Origin of the sequence: Bradyrhizobium sp. BLXBL-01 (assembly GCF_051853025.1) — a bacterium.
GTDB lineage: Bacteria > Pseudomonadota > Alphaproteobacteria > Rhizobiales > Xanthobacteraceae > Bradyrhizobium.
In genome coordinates this window covers 6,402,375-6,418,432 of the sequence record NZ_CP182471.1, presented here as the reverse complement: position 1 = coordinate 6,418,432, position 16,058 = coordinate 6,402,375, and the positions used below count along the sequence as shown (strand labels likewise).

Annotated in this window: 15 protein-coding genes; 9 read left to right on the top strand and 6 right to left on the bottom strand. The window is 65.1% G+C overall.

Features of this window, described 5'->3' with window-relative positions:
- Positions 1-186 precede the first annotated feature (186 nt).
- Positions 187-1,137, top strand: coding sequence for a hypothetical protein (locus ACNJYA_RS29820; protein ID WP_439364135.1), 951 nt, complete (start codon positions 187-189; stop codon positions 1,135-1,137).
- A gap of 12 nt (positions 1,138-1,149) precedes the next feature.
- Here ACNJYA_RS29820 and ACNJYA_RS29815 read toward each other — a convergent pair whose 3' ends face one another.
- Positions 1,150-1,728: a MarR family winged helix-turn-helix transcriptional regulator gene (locus ACNJYA_RS29815; RefSeq protein ID WP_439364134.1), complete on the bottom strand. Its 579-nt coding sequence runs from the start codon at positions 1,726-1,728 to the stop codon at positions 1,150-1,152.
- Positions 1,729-2,340: 612 nt separating this feature from the next.
- Between ACNJYA_RS29815 and ACNJYA_RS29810 the strand changes: the two genes are divergently transcribed.
- On the top strand, positions 2,341-3,228 hold the full coding sequence (locus tag ACNJYA_RS29810) for a dienelactone hydrolase family protein (protein WP_439364133.1): 888 nt from the start codon (positions 2,341-2,343) through the stop codon (positions 3,226-3,228).
- Between the two features lie 58 nt (positions 3,229-3,286).
- Here ACNJYA_RS29810 and ACNJYA_RS29805 read toward each other — a convergent pair whose 3' ends face one another.
- Both ACNJYA_RS29805 and ACNJYA_RS29800 read right to left on the bottom strand, forming a co-directional pair.
- Positions 3,287-4,555 (bottom strand): serine hydrolase domain-containing protein, encoded by a 1,269-nt coding sequence (locus tag ACNJYA_RS29805; protein WP_439364132.1) that lies wholly within the window; start codon positions 4,553-4,555, stop codon positions 3,287-3,289.
- A 122-nt stretch (positions 4,556-4,677) separates the two neighbouring features.
- Positions 4,678-5,526, bottom strand: a complete 849-nt coding sequence (locus ACNJYA_RS29800) for an SDR family oxidoreductase (RefSeq protein WP_439364131.1) — start codon at positions 5,524-5,526, stop codon at positions 4,678-4,680.
- A 155-nt stretch (positions 5,527-5,681) separates the two neighbouring features.
- On the opposite strand from ACNJYA_RS29800, the gene ACNJYA_RS29795 reads away from it, so the two are divergent.
- Positions 5,682-6,416: an HAD family hydrolase gene (locus ACNJYA_RS29795; RefSeq protein ID WP_439364130.1), complete on the top strand. Its 735-nt coding sequence runs from the start codon at positions 5,682-5,684 to the stop codon at positions 6,414-6,416.
- A gap of 46 nt (positions 6,417-6,462) precedes the next feature.
- On the opposite strand, the gene ACNJYA_RS29790 is transcribed toward ACNJYA_RS29795, so the two are convergent.
- Together ACNJYA_RS29790 and ACNJYA_RS29785 are read right to left on the bottom strand one after the other, a co-directional pair.
- Entirely contained in the window at positions 6,463-6,870 is a 408-nt protein-coding gene (locus ACNJYA_RS29790) for a nuclear transport factor 2 family protein (protein ID WP_212254458.1), read from the bottom strand.
- 94 nt (positions 6,871-6,964) lie between these two features.
- Positions 6,965-8,449 (bottom strand): mannitol dehydrogenase family protein, encoded by a 1,485-nt coding sequence (locus ACNJYA_RS29785; protein ID WP_439364129.1) that lies wholly within the window; start codon positions 8,447-8,449, stop codon positions 6,965-6,967.
- A 141-nt stretch (positions 8,450-8,590) separates the two neighbouring features.
- Between ACNJYA_RS29785 and ACNJYA_RS29780 the strand changes: the two genes are divergently transcribed.
- The 6 genes from ACNJYA_RS29780 (at position 8,591) to uxuA (ending at position 14,930) form a co-directional block, all read left to right on the top strand.
- Entirely contained in the window at positions 8,591-9,400 is an 810-nt protein-coding gene (locus ACNJYA_RS29780; protein WP_439364128.1) for a FadR/GntR family transcriptional regulator, read from the top strand.
- 82 nt (positions 9,401-9,482) lie between these two features.
- A complete protein-coding gene (locus ACNJYA_RS29775; RefSeq protein WP_439367531.1) occupies positions 9,483-10,448 on the top strand; it encodes a sialic acid TRAP transporter substrate-binding protein SiaP in 966 nt (321 codons plus the stop codon).
- Positions 10,449-10,690: 242 nt separating this feature from the next.
- Positions 10,691-11,269 (top strand): TRAP transporter small permease, encoded by a 579-nt coding sequence (locus ACNJYA_RS29770; protein ID WP_172786925.1) that lies wholly within the window; start codon positions 10,691-10,693, stop codon positions 11,267-11,269.
- 4 nt (positions 11,270-11,273) lie between these two features.
- Entirely contained in the window at positions 11,274-12,680 is a 1,407-nt protein-coding gene (locus ACNJYA_RS29765; protein WP_172786924.1) for a TRAP transporter large permease, read from the top strand.
- The gene (locus ACNJYA_RS29760; protein ID WP_439364127.1) at positions 12,677-13,726 is read left to right on the top strand and encodes an L-idonate 5-dehydrogenase; all 1,050 of its coding nucleotides are present in this window, start codon (positions 12,677-12,679) and stop codon (positions 13,724-13,726) included. Before ACNJYA_RS29765 ends, ACNJYA_RS29760 begins: the two co-directional genes overlap by 4 nt.
- Positions 13,727-13,739: 13 nt before the next feature.
- Complete coding sequence (gene uxuA / locus ACNJYA_RS29755) at positions 13,740-14,930, top strand: mannonate dehydratase (protein WP_212254464.1); 1,191 nt, start codon at positions 13,740-13,742, stop codon at positions 14,928-14,930.
- 146 nt (positions 14,931-15,076) lie between these two features.
- On the opposite strand, the gene ACNJYA_RS29750 is transcribed toward uxuA, so the two are convergent.
- Positions 15,077-16,015, bottom strand: a complete 939-nt coding sequence (locus ACNJYA_RS29750) for a LysR family transcriptional regulator (protein ID WP_172786921.1) — start codon at positions 16,013-16,015, stop codon at positions 15,077-15,079.
- Positions 16,016-16,058: the final 43 nt, after the last annotated feature.

Here is a 16,058-nt window from a genome sequence, read left to right as displayed (position 1 = left end):
CTCCAGCTTGGTGAAATCTTGGCGAGTGTGTGTCTTTCGAGTCGCACTCTCGCCACGTGTATGACGCGATCGACTCATGCGACGCCTCATCGCGCGTGATGAAAAGCTTTCGACACGCACGTTTCAGGCAAGCTTCGGCAAATAGCGTCACCGCTCGACAGACCGAACCGAACGGAGCATTTGCATATGTTGTCCGATGGACAAGCTCGTCCCAACGCGACCGCGGATGTTTTCGCGGCGGCGAAGCCGGCGCCGGAGGCGAGCGATACAATGGACAACGCGGCGCGAACGCCCAAGCCTGCCGCGAGCGCAAAGCGTGTATCGGCCGCGGCGAGCGACGAAGCTCTCGCAAAGGAGGCACTCGAGGGCTTGAAGCGCATTCGTGCCAAGGCACGGCTCGACAAGATGGCAATCCCGAAACCTGCGCCGGTCGCGATCAAGCCGGCCGTGATCGTGGCGAAGCCGCCGCCGCCTCGTCCGACATGGGTCGTGCCGCTCGCAACGCTGGCGGTCGCTGCCATGTTGGTGGTCTGCGCCTGCACCGGCGTGATCGCCTATCTCACCACCCAGCCGGCGCCGAACAACGTTGCGGCCAATGCGGAGATCAGGAATCTGCGCGAGACCGTCGCGCAGCTGCGCAAGCAGGTGTCGGGCGTGTCTGAAAATCTCGACGGCTTGCGCACCGCGGTCGATCAATCCAGCAAGGTCACGAACGATCGCTTCGGCAGGTTTGCGGAGAATCTGGACCGGATCGAGCGGGTGAGCTCGTCCTCGACGGCAAAGCTCGACAAGCTCGCTCAGGTGCAGGCCCAGGCTCCTGCGCCGGCGACGGTGCAAACGCAGCCGGTGTCGCCGCAAGGGCCGATGATGGCCGCAGTCGCCGCGCCCGAATTCACGGGATCGGTGCCTGCACCCGAGCGGGCGTCGGCGCCGCGCAAGGCAATCAAGGGCTGGTCGGTCCGTCAGGCCTATGAGGGGATCGCGATCCTGCAAGGCCCGAACGGCGTCATCGAAGCCGTGCTGGGACAGCAGGTGCCCGGTCTTGGACGCATCGAAGAGATCAGGAACGATAACGGGCGCCTGGTGGTGGAAGCCAGCGGCGGCGTCATCTACTCGTCGCGCAAGGCAACGCCCTGATCGAGCGGCCTACTATTGGCGGTGATGCTCGAAGCTGGTGCACAGCAGATCGACCTCCGCCTCGGCAATCGGCGCGCGAAACAGGCGGCAGCTGAACTCGGCCGCCGTCTTGCTGTCGGTACCGGCGCGATCCTCCCGCAGGAAGATGCACCGCTTGCAGACGTCGGTGTGGTGCCGCTGCTCGGCGGCATCGGAGTGGTCAAGCGCGTGCCGGAACGTGTCGCGGAAGCGGATCTTGACCTCGTCACCGAGAACGGCAATCGCTTCGACGAGGACGTTGACGGGGTCGCGCACCAGAAACTTCTTGCCCTGCTGGGTCACGCTCAACGTCACCGACCGCTTGTCGGTGGCCGAGCGCTTCCGCTCGAGATAGCCGAGCCGCTCGAGCTCGCCGATGATGAACGAGGCGGTGCCGCGCGTGGTGCCGACGTAGCTCGCCAGCGCCGAGGGGGTTCGGGAAAACCGGTTGGCGCGGGAGAGGAAGCGCAGCGCCATCCATTCGCGGTCGCGCAAACCATGCTTGGTGCCTTCGAACCACAGGATGCGTGCGGCCTGCTCCAACAGTTCTATCGATTCGCGCGCCAAATTCATTTCAGTTCCAGGTCGGATAAACTTTATTCAATTGAGCCTTGAGTAGCGCAATCGGGGCGGACGGGAATGAACCCGCTTGCGCTTCGTCGTCCGTTGCCGGCGAGCGTCGCGCGTCGCGGGAAGAAGCCTCTGCGTTTCCGAAGATGGAACTTCCGGCCGTGGAACTAGGGTGTCACAAAGAAAGACCGGGTAAATCGCGCGGCCCAGATCTTCCGAAAATTTCAATCAAATGACGTCGGTTTGCATGTGAATTGGTGATGACGCACGGTGCACGAACAACATGATGTGTCACCATCGTCACCGGGATTGCAATTTGTTGCGGCAGAGCCTCTCGGGTGCGCGAATAGGAGCATTCTCTGCAGCGACGGCAGGCCTGGCGCCAGGGAAAGAACCGCTTCTTTCGGTTAATGGATGTTGCGATGCAGTGCAGCTAGACGGTTAAGTCCGGCACACGATCGGGCTCCGGCGGACGGCGGACACCGGTGCTCGCCAACGAAGGGGTGAGGCGGTGAGCCGTGTCCTCGCAGGCTGGTGAGTTGCCTTTGTCCCGCAATTATTGGCGAATGCGGCGCCCGAGGGGCATCAGCATGGGAATCAGGAATGGGAAGATCGATGAGCTTTGAAAACACCATCACATCCGACGTCATTGGACTGACGAAAGTCGCCCCGCTCTCGCGCCGCGGATTCATGAGCGCCACCGCAGCCGTCGCCGCGGGCTACACACTCGCGGCCGGTCCGGTCCGGGCCGATATCGTCACGACGGATACCAGCGGCCTCCAGGCCGGTGATGCCAAGATCAAGGTCGGCTCCGAGGAAATGCCCGCCTATTTCGCCCGCCCGGCCGGCAATACCAAGGCGCCGGTGATCATCGTGGCGATGGAGATCTTCGGCCTGCACGAATACATCAGGGACGTGACGCGGCGCCTCGCCAAGCTCGGCGCATTCGCGGTCGCGCCCGACTATTATTTCCGCAAGGGCGTCGACCTGACCAAGGTCGCGGACGTCAAGGAGCTGCTGCCGGTGGTGAATGCGAAGCCGGACGCGGAGCTGTTGTCGGATCTGGATGCGACGGTCGCCTGGGCAGGATCGCAAGGCGGTGACGCAACGCGGCTCGGCACCATCGGCTTCTGCCGGGGCGGCCGCGCGGTCTGGGAATATGCCGCCCACAGCGGTGCGCTCAAGGCGGGCGTTGCCTTCTATGGGACCCTGGTCGATCCCGCCAACCCGTTGTGGCCGAGGAGCCCGCTGCAGCTCGCGCCCGAGATGAAGGCGCCGGTGCTCGGCCTCTATGGCGGCGCCGATACCGGCATTCCCGTCGCCCAGGTCGAGCAGATGAAGGCAGCGCTCGAGCAGAGCAAGAAGCCGGCCGACTTCAAGATCTACCCCGAAGCGCCGCACGGCTTCCATGCCGATTATCGCGGCAGCTATCGCAGAGACGCCGCGGAGGATGCCTGGAAGCAGGCAGAGGCCTGGTTCAAGAAATACGGCGTGTTGAGCTGACGCTCAATCAAGAGGGCGGCCAGAGCGGCCGCCCTTTCTCTTTCAGGGCGTGACGATCTCACTTCGTCATCGCGCCGTAGACGATGTCCTGGACCTGCTCGCGATAATATTTCCTGAGCTCACCCGGCGCCGCCGTCCCCACGACGACGACGAGACGTTCCTTGGGATCGCAGAAGAACTGCGTCCCGTAAGCTCCGTTCCAGGTGAATTCGCCGGGATTGCCGGGGACCGACGATAATCCTTCGGCCGTCCGGACCGCGACCGAAAGGCCGAAGCCGAAGCCACCGCGATGCGGCTCGACATTGGCGACGTTGTTCTTGATCTCGGGGCCGAGATGGTTCGTCGTCATGTGACGGACCGTCTTCGGACCGAGGATGCGCTGACCGTCGAGCTCGCCGCCGTTGAGCAGCATCTGTCCGAAGCGGATGTAGTCGCCGACCGTTGCGAACGAGCAGGCGCCGCCGCACTCGAACTTGGTCGGGATGTCCAGGAGCTTGATGGCCTGCGGCTTGCCCGTCAGCGGATCGTTCGCGAAGGGGCGGGCGAGGCGCGGGCGCTGCGCGTCGGTCGGATGGAAGGTCGCATCCTTCATGCCGAGTGGCTGCCAGACATTGGCGGCGAGATAGTCGCTGAGCTTCTGCTCGCTGACCTTCTCGACGACGGCGCCGAGCACGTCGATCGAAAAGCCGTATTCGAACTCGGTCGAGGGCTGGTGCGCCAGCGGCAGCTTGGTGAGGCGATCGATGAAGGCCTGGGTGTCGCCTTCGATCGCCGGCGCTGTGCCATCGGGATATTGCCGCGCCACCGGGCTCGAAGAGTCCGGACGGCCGCCATACATCAACCCCGACGTATGCCGGTAGAGATCGTGGATGAAGATCGGCGAGGCCTGCGGCTCGAGCTTGAGCGAACCGTCGGCCTGGGGAGCGGCGACCTTCATGTCGGCGAAGCCCGGGTAGTAATCGGACAGCTTGGCCTGGAGCGGCAGCCGTCCCTGCTCCATCAGCGTCAGGCCGGCGACCGCTGCCATCGGCTTGGTCATCGACGCCAGCGCGAAGATCGCATCGATCGGCATCGGCGTGCCCTTGGCCGGGTCGAGCTGGCCATAGGCCTTGTAATGGACGAGCTTGCCGTCACGGGCGATGGCGACCACTGCGCCGGGCACGCGCTTGGCCGCGATCTCGCGCGCGAAGAAATCATCGAGGCGTGCAAGGCCCTGTTTCGAAAATCCGACATCGTCGGGATTGGCTTCGGGCAGCGGCGCGGCGCGCGCGGCGCTGAGCGCGACGACGGCAATCGTCGCCGCGATCATGGCGATCGTCTTGTTCATTGCATCCTCCCAAGGGGCGAGCTCGTTGTGTGGTGGCTCGCTCGACGCCTAGATCATGACCGCGCAGGCACGGAGTCAAGCGCGGGTAAGGCATGTCTGGCAGGCATCGGAGCGCAGGAACCCTATCGTCCTTCGCCCGCGCGCCAGAGCGAGTCGAGGCCGTGCCGATAGGTGGGATGGACAAGCGTGACGCCGAGCTCGCGCTTCAATTTCGCATTGGAGACCCGCGCGCTGCTGGCATAGAAGCTGCGGGCCATCGCCGACATCTCGGCGGTGGCGAACGCTTCTTCCGGCGGCGGTGCCACGCCGATCAGTTGCGCGGCATAGGCGATCACGTCCTGCGGCGGCGCGGGCTCGTCGTCGCAGATGTTCCAGGTGCCGCCGCGCTCGTGGTGGATGGCGGCCATGATCGTGCTCGCGATGTCGTCGACGTGGATGCGGTTGAAGACCTGTCCCGGCTTGATGATGCGCCTCGCCGTTCCCGCGCGCAGCGTCGCCAGCGCGTTGCGGCCGGGACCATAGATGCCGGCAAGCCGCAGGATCGCCGCATCGCCGCCCGTCGCATCCGTCCAGGCCTGCTCTGCCGCGATCCGCATCCGTGTGCGGTCGAGGACGGCCTGCGGCGGCGTGCTCTCGTCGACCCAGCTGCCCGCGTGATCGCCATACACGCCGATAGTCGAGAGATAGACGACTTTGCAGCGGTTTCCCTTGAGCACGCCGCCGAACGCCGCGATCGCGGGATCGCCGGTGCTGCCGGGCGGGATCGACACCAGGAGGACGTCGGCATGGCGAACCCGTTCAACCGTCTCGGGCGACGGATCGCTACCGGAAAACGGATGCACCTCGATGCCGGCGAGATCGTTCCGCTGCGCGGGATCGCGCACGGTGCCGGCGACATGCGAGAAGCTGTCGCCGTGCTTGCGGACGAAGTGCCGGGCACTGTAGCCGAGGCCGAGAATGAAGAGCCGCATGCGCCTCCTGTGCAGGTCGAAAGTTCCCGTTTGCGCCGTCATGCGCAGTTCGCTCATAAGAGATTTTTGGGTCCGGCAAAAGATATTGCGATTTGTCTCCCCCACAGGCTCGGTCGATGCTCGCTTCTCGCAGCATCGGAAGGGAGGGATCGATCATGCAGGCCGAAGCGTTGGTTCAGTCGCCAGCAGGCGCCGCCGAATTGATCCGCCGCGCGGCCGCGCTGATCTTCGACGTTGACGGCACCCTGGCCGAAACCGAGGAGCTGCATCGGCAGGCCTTCAACCTTGCCTTCGCCCGCCGCGGTCTCGACTGGCAATGGGACCGCGCCGTCTACAAGGACCTGCTGCGGGTGACGGGCGGCAAGGAACGCATGCGCGCCTACCACAAGAGGCTCAAGACCGCTCCGCCGTTGTCGGATATGGACATCGCAGAGCTTCACCGCATCAAGACCGCGCACTATGCCGAGCTGGTCGAGACTGGTCGTTGCCCCTTGCGGCCGGGCGTGACGGATCTGCTCACGACCGCGAAGGCGCGCGGCCAGCGGCTTGCGATCGCGACCACCACCTCGCACGGCAATATCGATGCGCTGCTGTCGCAGGCGCTGGGCCAACGCTGGGCTGCGGATTTCGACGCGATCGTCGCCGGCGATGACGTCAGGCACAAGAAGCCGGCGCCGGACGTCTATCTCGAGATCCTGGCGCGGCTGAAGCTCGAGGCGTCCGATTGCGTTGCGATCGAGGATTCCGCCAACGGTCTGGTCGCGGCCTCGCGCGCCGGCATCCCGGTTCTGATCACCCGCAGCATGTTCTTTGGGGACGATGACTTCACCGGGGCACATGGCGTGCTGGACGATCTGTCGGAACTTTCGGACCGTCCAACAAAAAACTGAAAAACAACCCCATGCACAGTAGATCACGCTCGCGTGATCGCCGCGCTCAGTGGACGCGGTGACTGGCTCTATCGTCCTCAGCCTGCTCGACAATCTGCGCGATCGGGCTGGACTGATGGTGCACCAGGCGCCAATCGTTGCCGACGCGGCGAAAATGGTTGGCGGCGGCCAGTGCGGTGCCGTCGACGATCTCGATGCAGAGCACGCGGGCGCTGTCGCCGTCGATGATGGCCTGCGGCTCGGCGCAGACGATCTGCGGCCGCTGCGGGTTTTGCAGGATATCGCGCCAGCTTCCGATCACGGTGGCGCGTCCGATGATCGCTGGCCAGCCGGGATGGATGCAGGAGATGCCGTCGTCGTCCGCCCACATCCGTTCCATGCCGGCGAAGTCGCCCGTTGAAAAAGCGGCGTAGAAGGCCGCGTTGGCGGCGATGACCTTGGTGTCGTTTCCCATCGCTCTCGGGTGGGGCAACGACGGCCAAAAATCAAGCGCGACTTCTGTCGATTTTGGCCGCAGTGCAGCATTCAAGATGCTGCCCGCGTCGTGGTCACGCCGAAACGTGCGTCGCCACGGTCCGTCGTGCGCCGTCGGCATAGAGGCGGCCGAGCGCCGCGGTGACGGCCTCGCGCAGGCGCGGTTCGGCGCCGAGCGGTCCGAACACCTTCGCCACCCCAAGCAGTGCCGGCGCGAGGCGCTCGGCAACAGGCCCCGCCTCGCGCGCCAGCGCGGCGAACTCGCCGGCGAGGGGATCGCGCACGTCGATGGCGCGGCCCTGCTCATCGACGGCGCTGACGTAGCGCATCCAGCCGGCCACCGCGAGCGCATGCGTTGCGATCGGCAGGCCCCTGGCAAGGCGATCCTGCATCGCGCCGAGCAGCCGCTGCGGCAGCTTTTGCGAGCCGTCCATGGCGATCTGCCAGGTGCGGTGATGCAGCGCCGGATTGGCGAAGCGCTTGAGCAGCGAGGCGCGGTAGGCGGCGAGATCCGTACCTGCGGGCATCGTCAGCGTCACCGCGGCCTCTTCCATCACCTGTGCGGCGAGGCGCGCGAAGTGGGGATCCTGCATGGTGTCGGCAATGGTCTCGTAGCCGGAGAGATAGCCGAGATAGGCCAGCGCGGAATGGCTGGCGTTGAGCAGCCGCAGCTTCATCAGCTCGAACGGCTTCACGTCGCCGACGAGTTCGACACCCGCTGCGGCAAAGTCCGGCCGGCCCGCGGTGAAGCGGTCCTCGACCACCCATTGCGTGAACGGCTCGGTCATGACAGGCCAGGCGTCGCGCATGCCCAGCACTGACGCGACCGCATCGCGATCGGCATCCGTCGTCTCCGGCACGATGCGGTCGACCATGGTCGAGGGGAAAGCCACCGTCTCGGCGATCCACTTGCCGAGTTCCCTGGAGCGCAGCGCGGCGAATTGCGTCACGATCCGCTGCACGGTATCGCCGTTGGCGGCGAGGTTGTCGCAGCACAGCACGGTGAAGGGCGAAAGACCCTGCGCCCGCCGCCGTGCCAGCGCGGCGACGACGAAGCCGGGCGCCGAGCGCGGCGCGTCGAAACTATTGAGGTCGTGCACGACATCGGGATGGCGCTCGTCGAGGTCGCCGGTCTGCGGCGTGTGGCAATAGCCCTTCTCGGTGACCGTCAGCGAGACGATGCGCGTGGCGGGGTCGGCCATCCGTTCGACCAGGGCTGCCGGCTTCTCGCGCGCGACGACACTGTCGAGCAGGGCGCCGATGACCCGGTGCTCGGTGCCTTCGGCCGCGCGTACGGCAATTGTGTAGAGATGGTCCTGCGGGGCGAGGGCGTCGCGCGTATCCGGGCTGCGCAGGCTGGCGCCGACGATGCCCCACGACGTCGCTCCCGCAGCAAGGCAATCGTCGATGACCACAGCTTGGTGCGCGCGATGAAAAGCCCCCAATCCTAAATGCACGATGCCGGGCGTGAGGCGCGATCGGTCATAGGCCGGACGGCGGATGGCAGTCGCCAGCCGGTCGAGATTGGCGCGACCAAGGCGCATCGAGCTCTGGCGCATGGACGTCTCCCCTTTGCTTTGCCGCTGCTTGACACGGCGCCCCTATCAGGTCAATGCTCTGGTCAATTGGTAAGACCAATTTTCCAAAATTGGCAGGCCGCGGGTCCAAACGACCTCGCGAGACCTTTCGGGAGGACCAGCGTGCCGCTGGAAGCTGTGGAGGCGAGACGGCTCTATCGCCAGGTCGCCGATCAATTGCGAAGCCTGATCGACAGCGGCGAGTACGCGGTCGGCAGCCGCTTGCCGACCGAGCGCGAGCTCGCCGAGCAGCTCAAAGTGTCGAGGCCGACGGTGCGCGAAGCCTTGATTGCGCTCGAGGTCGAGGGCCGGCTGCGCATCCGCGTCGGGTCCGGCATCTATGTGTCCGAGCCCGCCGACGCCGTGCCGGCGCCATCAGCGGTTATCGAAGGCCCGTTCGAGCTGCTGCGTGCCCGCGAATTCCTCGAAAGCGCCATCGCAGAGCAAGCCGCGCGCGTGGCGACCAAAGACGACATCGACCGCATCGACGCCGCGCTCGTCGCGATGGAGAATGTCGACCATCCTGGCGAAGCCTCGATGGTTCATGACCGCGCCTTCCATATCGCCATTGCGGGATGTCTCGGCAACGCCGTGCTGGTGCGGGTTGTCGGCGAGTTGTTCGACCAGCGCCTCAATCCCTATTTCGCGCAGCTAGCGCATTATTTCGAGAACCCCACCACGTGGCGAACCGCGCTCGACGAGCACCGGGCCGTGCGCGACGCGATCGCTGCGCGCCGGCCGCTGACGGCCCATGACGCCATGCGCGATCACCTCGCGCATTCGCAGGAGCGCTTTGCACAGAATTTTGGTGCCGAGACATCAGCAGAAGCAGCGGCTGCACGGAAACGGGCGGCGCCGTCCGCGGTTCAGCCGGCGAAATCAAAACGACCGTCGACGAAACAGGCCAAGAGCGGCAGCTCGCGGCGGCGGTGAGATTGGGCGGCCCGCATCCGTGCCGGGGCGGGTCAACAAGAAGCAGACTTGAACGATGGAGGAAAAGTCGATGTTGAAGAAGATGACGATTACAGCAGTGATTTCCGCCGCCACGCTGTTGGCGGCGACCAGCCCGAGCCTGGCGCAGACCAAGCTCAAATGGGCCCACGTCTACGAGACCTCGGAGCCGTTCCACACGGCGTCGGTCTGGGCCGCCCAGGAGATCGCCAAGCGCACCAACGGGCGCTACCAGATCGAGGTCTATCCGGCCTCCCAGCTCGGCAAGGAAGCCGACATCAACCAGGGCCTGTCGCTCGGCTCGGTCGACATCATCATCTCCGGCTCGAGCTTCGCGGCCAAGAGTTTTGCGCCGATCGGCGTGACCTATTATCCCTACACCTTCCGCGATGCCGATCACCTGCTCGCCTACACCAAGAGCGACATCTTCAAGGAGCTCGCAAAGGGCTATGAGGACAAGAGCGGCCACCACATCGTCGCGGTGACCTATTACGGCGTGCGCCAGACCTCGTCGAACAAGCCGATCAAGACCTGTGCCGACATGAAGGGCCTGAAGATGCGCGTGCCCGATGTACCCGCCTATCTCGCCATGCCGCGCGCCTGCGGCGCCAACACCGCGCCGATCGCGTTCGCCGAAGTCTATCTCGCGCTCCAGAACGGCACCGTCGAGGCGCAGGAAAATCCGCTGACCACGATCGAGGCCAAGAAGTTCTACGAGGTGCAGAAGCACATCGTGCTGACCGGCCACATCGTCGATCACCTCAACACCGTGATCGCCGGCGCGCTGTGGAAGAAGCTCTCGGACGAGGACAAGAAGATCTTCACCGACGTGGCGCAGGAGGCAGCGGCCAAGGCCACAGGAGAGATCAAGCAAAACGAAACCAAGCTGGTCGCCTTCTTCAAGGACAAGGGCCTGACCGTGACCGAGGTCGACAAGAACGAGTTCCGCGACACCGTGCTGAAGAACGTCGCGTTCGAGACCTTCGGTTACCGCAAGGCGGATTGGGAGAAGATCCAGGCGGTGAAATAAGCCAGACCCTCATGGTGAGGAGCGCGAAGCGCGCTCCGGACGATGCTTCGCATCGCCGGGCGAACCATGAAGGCCCCGGTGCCACCTAGGTGTCGCCTGGGGCCATCCTTCGAGACGCTTGCTTCGCAAGCTCCTCAGGATGAGGAGCGGAGCGAGGTTACGCAGCAGAACTCGTTCGAGGTTCCGGGTTCGACGCTGACGCGTCGCCCCGGAACGACGTGAGAGAGGTTTGAGAGGTACCCATGTCCACCGCCGAAATCCACCGGCAGATCACCGCGGACGAGATCGCCCATACCTTCGAGGAGGAGGCGACGCCGAAGGTCGATCTCGGCGTCTACGCGTTCGAGGACTGGGTCGCGCTGGCGATCTTCTGGGTGATGGCGCTTGCCGTCTTCCTGCAATTCTTCACCCGCTACGTCCTCAACGACAGCTATGCCTGGACCGAGGAGATCGCGACCTATTGCCTGATCGGCGTGGTCTTCATCGGCTCGTCGATGTGCGTGCGGCTGTCGCGGCACATCCAGGTCGACCTCGTCTATCGCTACCTGCCGCATGCCGTAGGGCGTGTGCTGTCGACGGCGATCGACCTGATCCGGATCGCCTTCTTCGGCTACGCCATCAAGCTGGTCTGGGTCTACATCAAGATCATCGGCGACGAGCAGATGACCACGATCAATCTTCCCAAGGACTACGTCTATTACGCCGTGCTGCTCGGCTTCGTGCTGATGTTCGCACGCTCCGCGCAGGTGGCACTCCAGAACTGGCGGCAGGGCTACTCGGTCCTCGAACGTCCCGGTGCCTACGACGGATCGGAAGGATAAGACCATGCTGCTGTTGCTCGGAGGCTTTCTCCTTCTGATGCTGCTCGGCGTTCCCGTGGCGATCGCCATGGCCGCGTCGTCGCTGCTCTACATCCTGGTCAGTGGCGTGACGCCCGACGTCACGCTGGCGCAGCGCATGATCGCCGGCGTGGAGAGTTTTCCTTTGCTCGCCGTGCCGTTCTTCATCCTGGCCGGCAATCTCATGAACATCGCCGGCGTGACCGGGCGCATCTACAAATTCGCCGTCGCGCTGGTCGGGTGGATGCGCGGCGGCCTCGGCCACGTCAACATCATCGGCTCGGTGATCTTCTCCGGCATGTCCGGCACCGCGATCGCGGATGCTGCCGGCCTCGGCACCATCGAGATCAAGGCGATGAAGGACCACGGCTACTCCACCGAGTTCTCGGTCGGCGTCACCGCGGCCTCGGCGACGCTCGGGCCGATCATTCCGCCCTCGCTGCCCTTCGTGATCTACGGCATGATGGCGAACGTCTCGATCGGCGCGCTTTTCCTTGGCGGCGTCATCCCCGGCATCGTCATGACGCTGCTGATGATGGCGACCGTCACCTATTTCGCGCACAAGAACAAATGGGGCAGTGATACGCCGTTCTCCTGGCCGCAGCTCGGTTCGGCCGGTCTCGAGATCGCCATCGTACTCGCTTTCCCGCTCGCAATCTGGCTGATGGTCGTTGCCGGCATGTCGGTGAACATGGCGGTCGTCATCGGCCTCGGCACGCTGCTCCTGATCGACTGGTATTTCGACTTCTCCGCGGTGATGGCGCTGATGGCGCCCGTGATCCTGATCGGCGGCATGACGCTCGGCTGGTTCACGCCGACGGAAGCCGCGGTCGCGGCGGTGATCTGGTCGCTGTTCCTCGGCCTCATCCGCTATCGCACCATGACCCTGAAGACGGTGGCGAAGGCGACCTTCGACACCATCGAGACCACGGCTTCGGTGCTGTTCATCGTCACCGCGGCCTCGATCTTCGCCTGGCTGCTCACGGTATCGCAGGCGGCGCAGATGCTCTCGGACTGGATGCTCAGCATCACCCACAACAAATGGGTGTTCCTGGCGCTCGCCAATGTGCTGATCCTGTTCGTGGGATGCTTCATCGACACCACGGCGGCGATCACCATCCTGGTGCCGATCCTGCTGCCGATCGTGCTCAAGCTCGGCATCGACCCGATCCATTTCGGCCTGATCATGACGCTGAACCTGATGATCGGTCTGTTGCATCCGCCGCTCGGCATGGTGCTGTTCGTGCTCGCCCGCGTCGCAAAGCTCTCGGTCGAGCGCACGACGGTGGCGATCCTGCCCTGGCTGGTGCCGTTGCTGCTCGCGCTGATCGCGATCACCTACATTCCCGACCTGACCCTCTGGCTGCCAAAATACATGGGACTCTCCAAATGACCTCGACTGCTCTCGCCGCGACCCTGTTCGGCCCCGAAGACCTGCGCATGATCGAGCATCCGCTCGACAAGCTCGCGGACGGCATGGTGCGCATCCGCTTCGGTGCCGGCGGCATCTGCGGCTCGGACATGCACTATTTCCGCCATGCCCGCACCGGCGACTTCGTGGTGAAGTCGCCGCTGGTGCTGGGACATGAGATCTCGGGCGAGGTCGTGGAGATCTCCGGTACCGCCGCCAATCTGAAGGTCGGCGACCGCGTTGCCGTCAATCCGTCACGCTGGTGCGGCCATTGCGTCGCCTGCCGCGAGGGCCGGCCGAACCTGTGCGAGAACATCTACTTCATGGGCTCGGCCTCGAAGACGCCGCACATGCAGGGCGGCTTCGCCAATTACTTCGACGCGATCCCCGCGCAGTGCGTGAAGATCCCCGATCACGTCTCCTACCAGGCCGCGGCGCTGGCCGAGCCGCTCGCGGTCTGCCTGCACGCGGTCGCGCGCGCCGGCAAGATCGAGGGCAAGCGCGGCATCATCTTCGGCGCCGGCCCGATCGGACTTCTAACCATGCTCGCGGCGCACCGTGCCGGCATGGCTGACATCACGGTCGCCGACATCGCGCCGGCGCCGCTGGCCTTTGCGACCAAGCTCGGCGCCTCGCATGTCGAGAACGTGTCGGGCGGTGAAGAGGGCCTGAAGGCACAGGCTGCCGCGCGTCCTTACGACGTCGCCTTCGAGGTCTCGGGCACGGCCGCGGGCCTTGCCAGCGCGATTCACATCGTCAGGCGCGGCGGCGTCGTGGTGCAGATCGGCAATCTGCCGGGAGGCCAGATCCCGACACCGTCGAATGCCGTGATGGCCAAGGAGATCGACCTGCGCGGCTCGTTCCGCTTCGGCTTCGAGTTCATGAATGCGGTGGAACTGATCGGCAACGGCAGCGTCGATGTGCTGTCGCTGGTCACCGCCGAGCGGCCGCTCTCGACCGCGCCCGATGCGCTGCGGCTGGCGCTCGACCGCTCGCAGAGCGTCAAGGTCGTGCTGACTGCGAACTGATGGGAGGCAGCCTATGATGCTGGAGGGATGGCGCTGGTACGGGCCCGATGATCCGGTCTCGCTCGACGACGTCAGGCAGGCCGGCGCGAGCGATATCGTCTCGGCGCTGCATCAGGTGCCGATCGGGGAGGCCTGGACGCGCAAGGCGGTCGAGGAGCGCAAGAACTTCATTGAGAACGGCCAGCCCGGCCGTTCTCAATTGACTTGGTCGGTGGTGGAATCGATTCCGATCCCCGACGACGTCAAGCGCCTTGGCGGAAAAGCGACGAAGTCGATTGAGGCCTGGATCGCGAGCCTGGAGGCGGTGGCGGCCAGCGGCATCAAGATCATCTGCTACAACTTCATGCCCGTGGTGGACTGGTGCCGCACCGATCTGGAATGGGAGCTGCCGAACGGCGCCCGTGCCATGCGCTTCGACCAGGACCGCTTTGCCGCGTTCGAGCTGCACATCCTGAAGCGCCCGGCCGCCGTACAGGAATATTCGCCGGAACAACAGGCGCGCGCGAAGAAATTGTTCGAGCAGATGAGCCAGGCGGATATCGACTATCTCGTCATGGTCATCGCCAGCGCGCTGCCGGGCTCGACCACCGAGCCGATGACCATCCCGCAATTCCGCGATCGGCTGGACACCTACCGCGACATCACGCCTGAGATCCTGCGGCAGCACCTTGCGGAATTCCTCGCGCGCGTGACGCCGGTGGCCGAGCAGCTCGGCGTGTCGCTGACGCTGCACCCGGACGATCCGCCGCGACCGCTGTTCGGCCTGCCGCGCATTGCTTCCAGCGCCGACGACTATCAGGCGCTGTTCGACGCCGTGCCGTCCAAGGCGAACGGCATCTGCTTCTGCACCGGCTCCCTCGGCGTACGCGCGGAGAACAATCTGCCAGAAATGGCCGAGCGCTTCGGCCCACGCGTCGCGTTCGCCCATCTGCGCGCGACCAAGCGCGAGGCGGACGGGTTGTCGTTCTACGAGTCCGACCATCTCGACGGCGACGTCGACATGATCGCGGTGCTTAAGGCGCTATTGAAGGAGAACGCACGGCGCGCACCGGACAAGAGAATCGTGTTCCGGCCCGACCACGGCCACCGCATGCTCGACGATCTCGCCGCCACCAAGCGCACCAACCCCGGCTACACCGCCATCGGCCGCCTGCGCGGCCTCGCCGAGCTACGTGGTGCGATCAGGGCGATCGAGCATCGGTAGGGGCGGAATTCGAGCGCAGCTCTATCCACATCGTCATTGCGAGCGCAGCGAAGCAATCCAGAATCCCTCCGCGGAAAGACTCTGGATTGCTTCGCTGCGCTCGCAATGACGTGGAGAGAGCGGGGCTTCACCGCGACGCCACCTGCTCAGTAACACGCCGCCATGGCGCCGAGCTTCGGATAGAGCCGGTCGATCGCGGCGATCTCGCTTTTCATCTGCGCAATGATCCAGTCGCGGATCTCGGCGGCGATGGGACGCATGATCCGGTTGCGCGGCGGCAGGAATTCGCAGATGCGGCGCGTGGTGGTCAGCGTGTCGGAGGCCGGCACCAGCGCGCCGGTGAGCAGCCAGTGCGAGGCGACCGTCAGCCAGCCGAGCGCGATGCCCTGGCCGAGCAGCGCGGCCTGCACCACGACTGCATAGTCGGTGAAGCTCAACGCCTTGGCCGCGCCGCGTCGTCCGGTGAGGAGCGATGCGTAATCCGCGGCCCAGTCGCCCGGCGTCTCGGCGAGGCGGATGATGGTGTTGCCCTCGGCGGGATCAGTCTCGCCGAGATAGCCGGGGCTGCACATCGGCAGCATCACTTCCTTCATCACCAGCGTGCCGCCGGATGACGGCTCGTCGCGGTCGCGGAAGCGCATGCCGAGATCGACATTCTCCACCGGCCCGCGCAGCGCGCCGGAGATCAGCTGGAAGCGCAGATCCACTTGCGGAAACTGCTTCTGCAGCTTGTCGATGCGCGGCATCAGCCAATGCGTGGTGAAGGCGGAGGAGACCGACAGCGTCACCGTCTCGGTGCCCTTGCGGCGCCGCTCGATCTCGACGAGCCCGCTCTCGATGCTGCGAAAGCCTTCGAGCACGCGGCGATAGAGCAGCTCGCCTTCCTCGGTGAGCACCGCGCGGCCCGCCTTGCGATCGAACAGGCGGACGCCGAGATGCTCCTCGAACTGGCCGAGCATCCGGCTCACCGCCGGCTGCGTCACGTTCAATTCGGCCGCCGCCGCCGTGAAGCTGCCATTGCGCGCCGCCGCGTCGAACACGAACAGGGCGTTACTGGACGGCAGCATGCGGCGGAGCTCTGGCATAACGTCATGTTATGAGCGCGGTGAGAATTTGGCAATTGCCGAG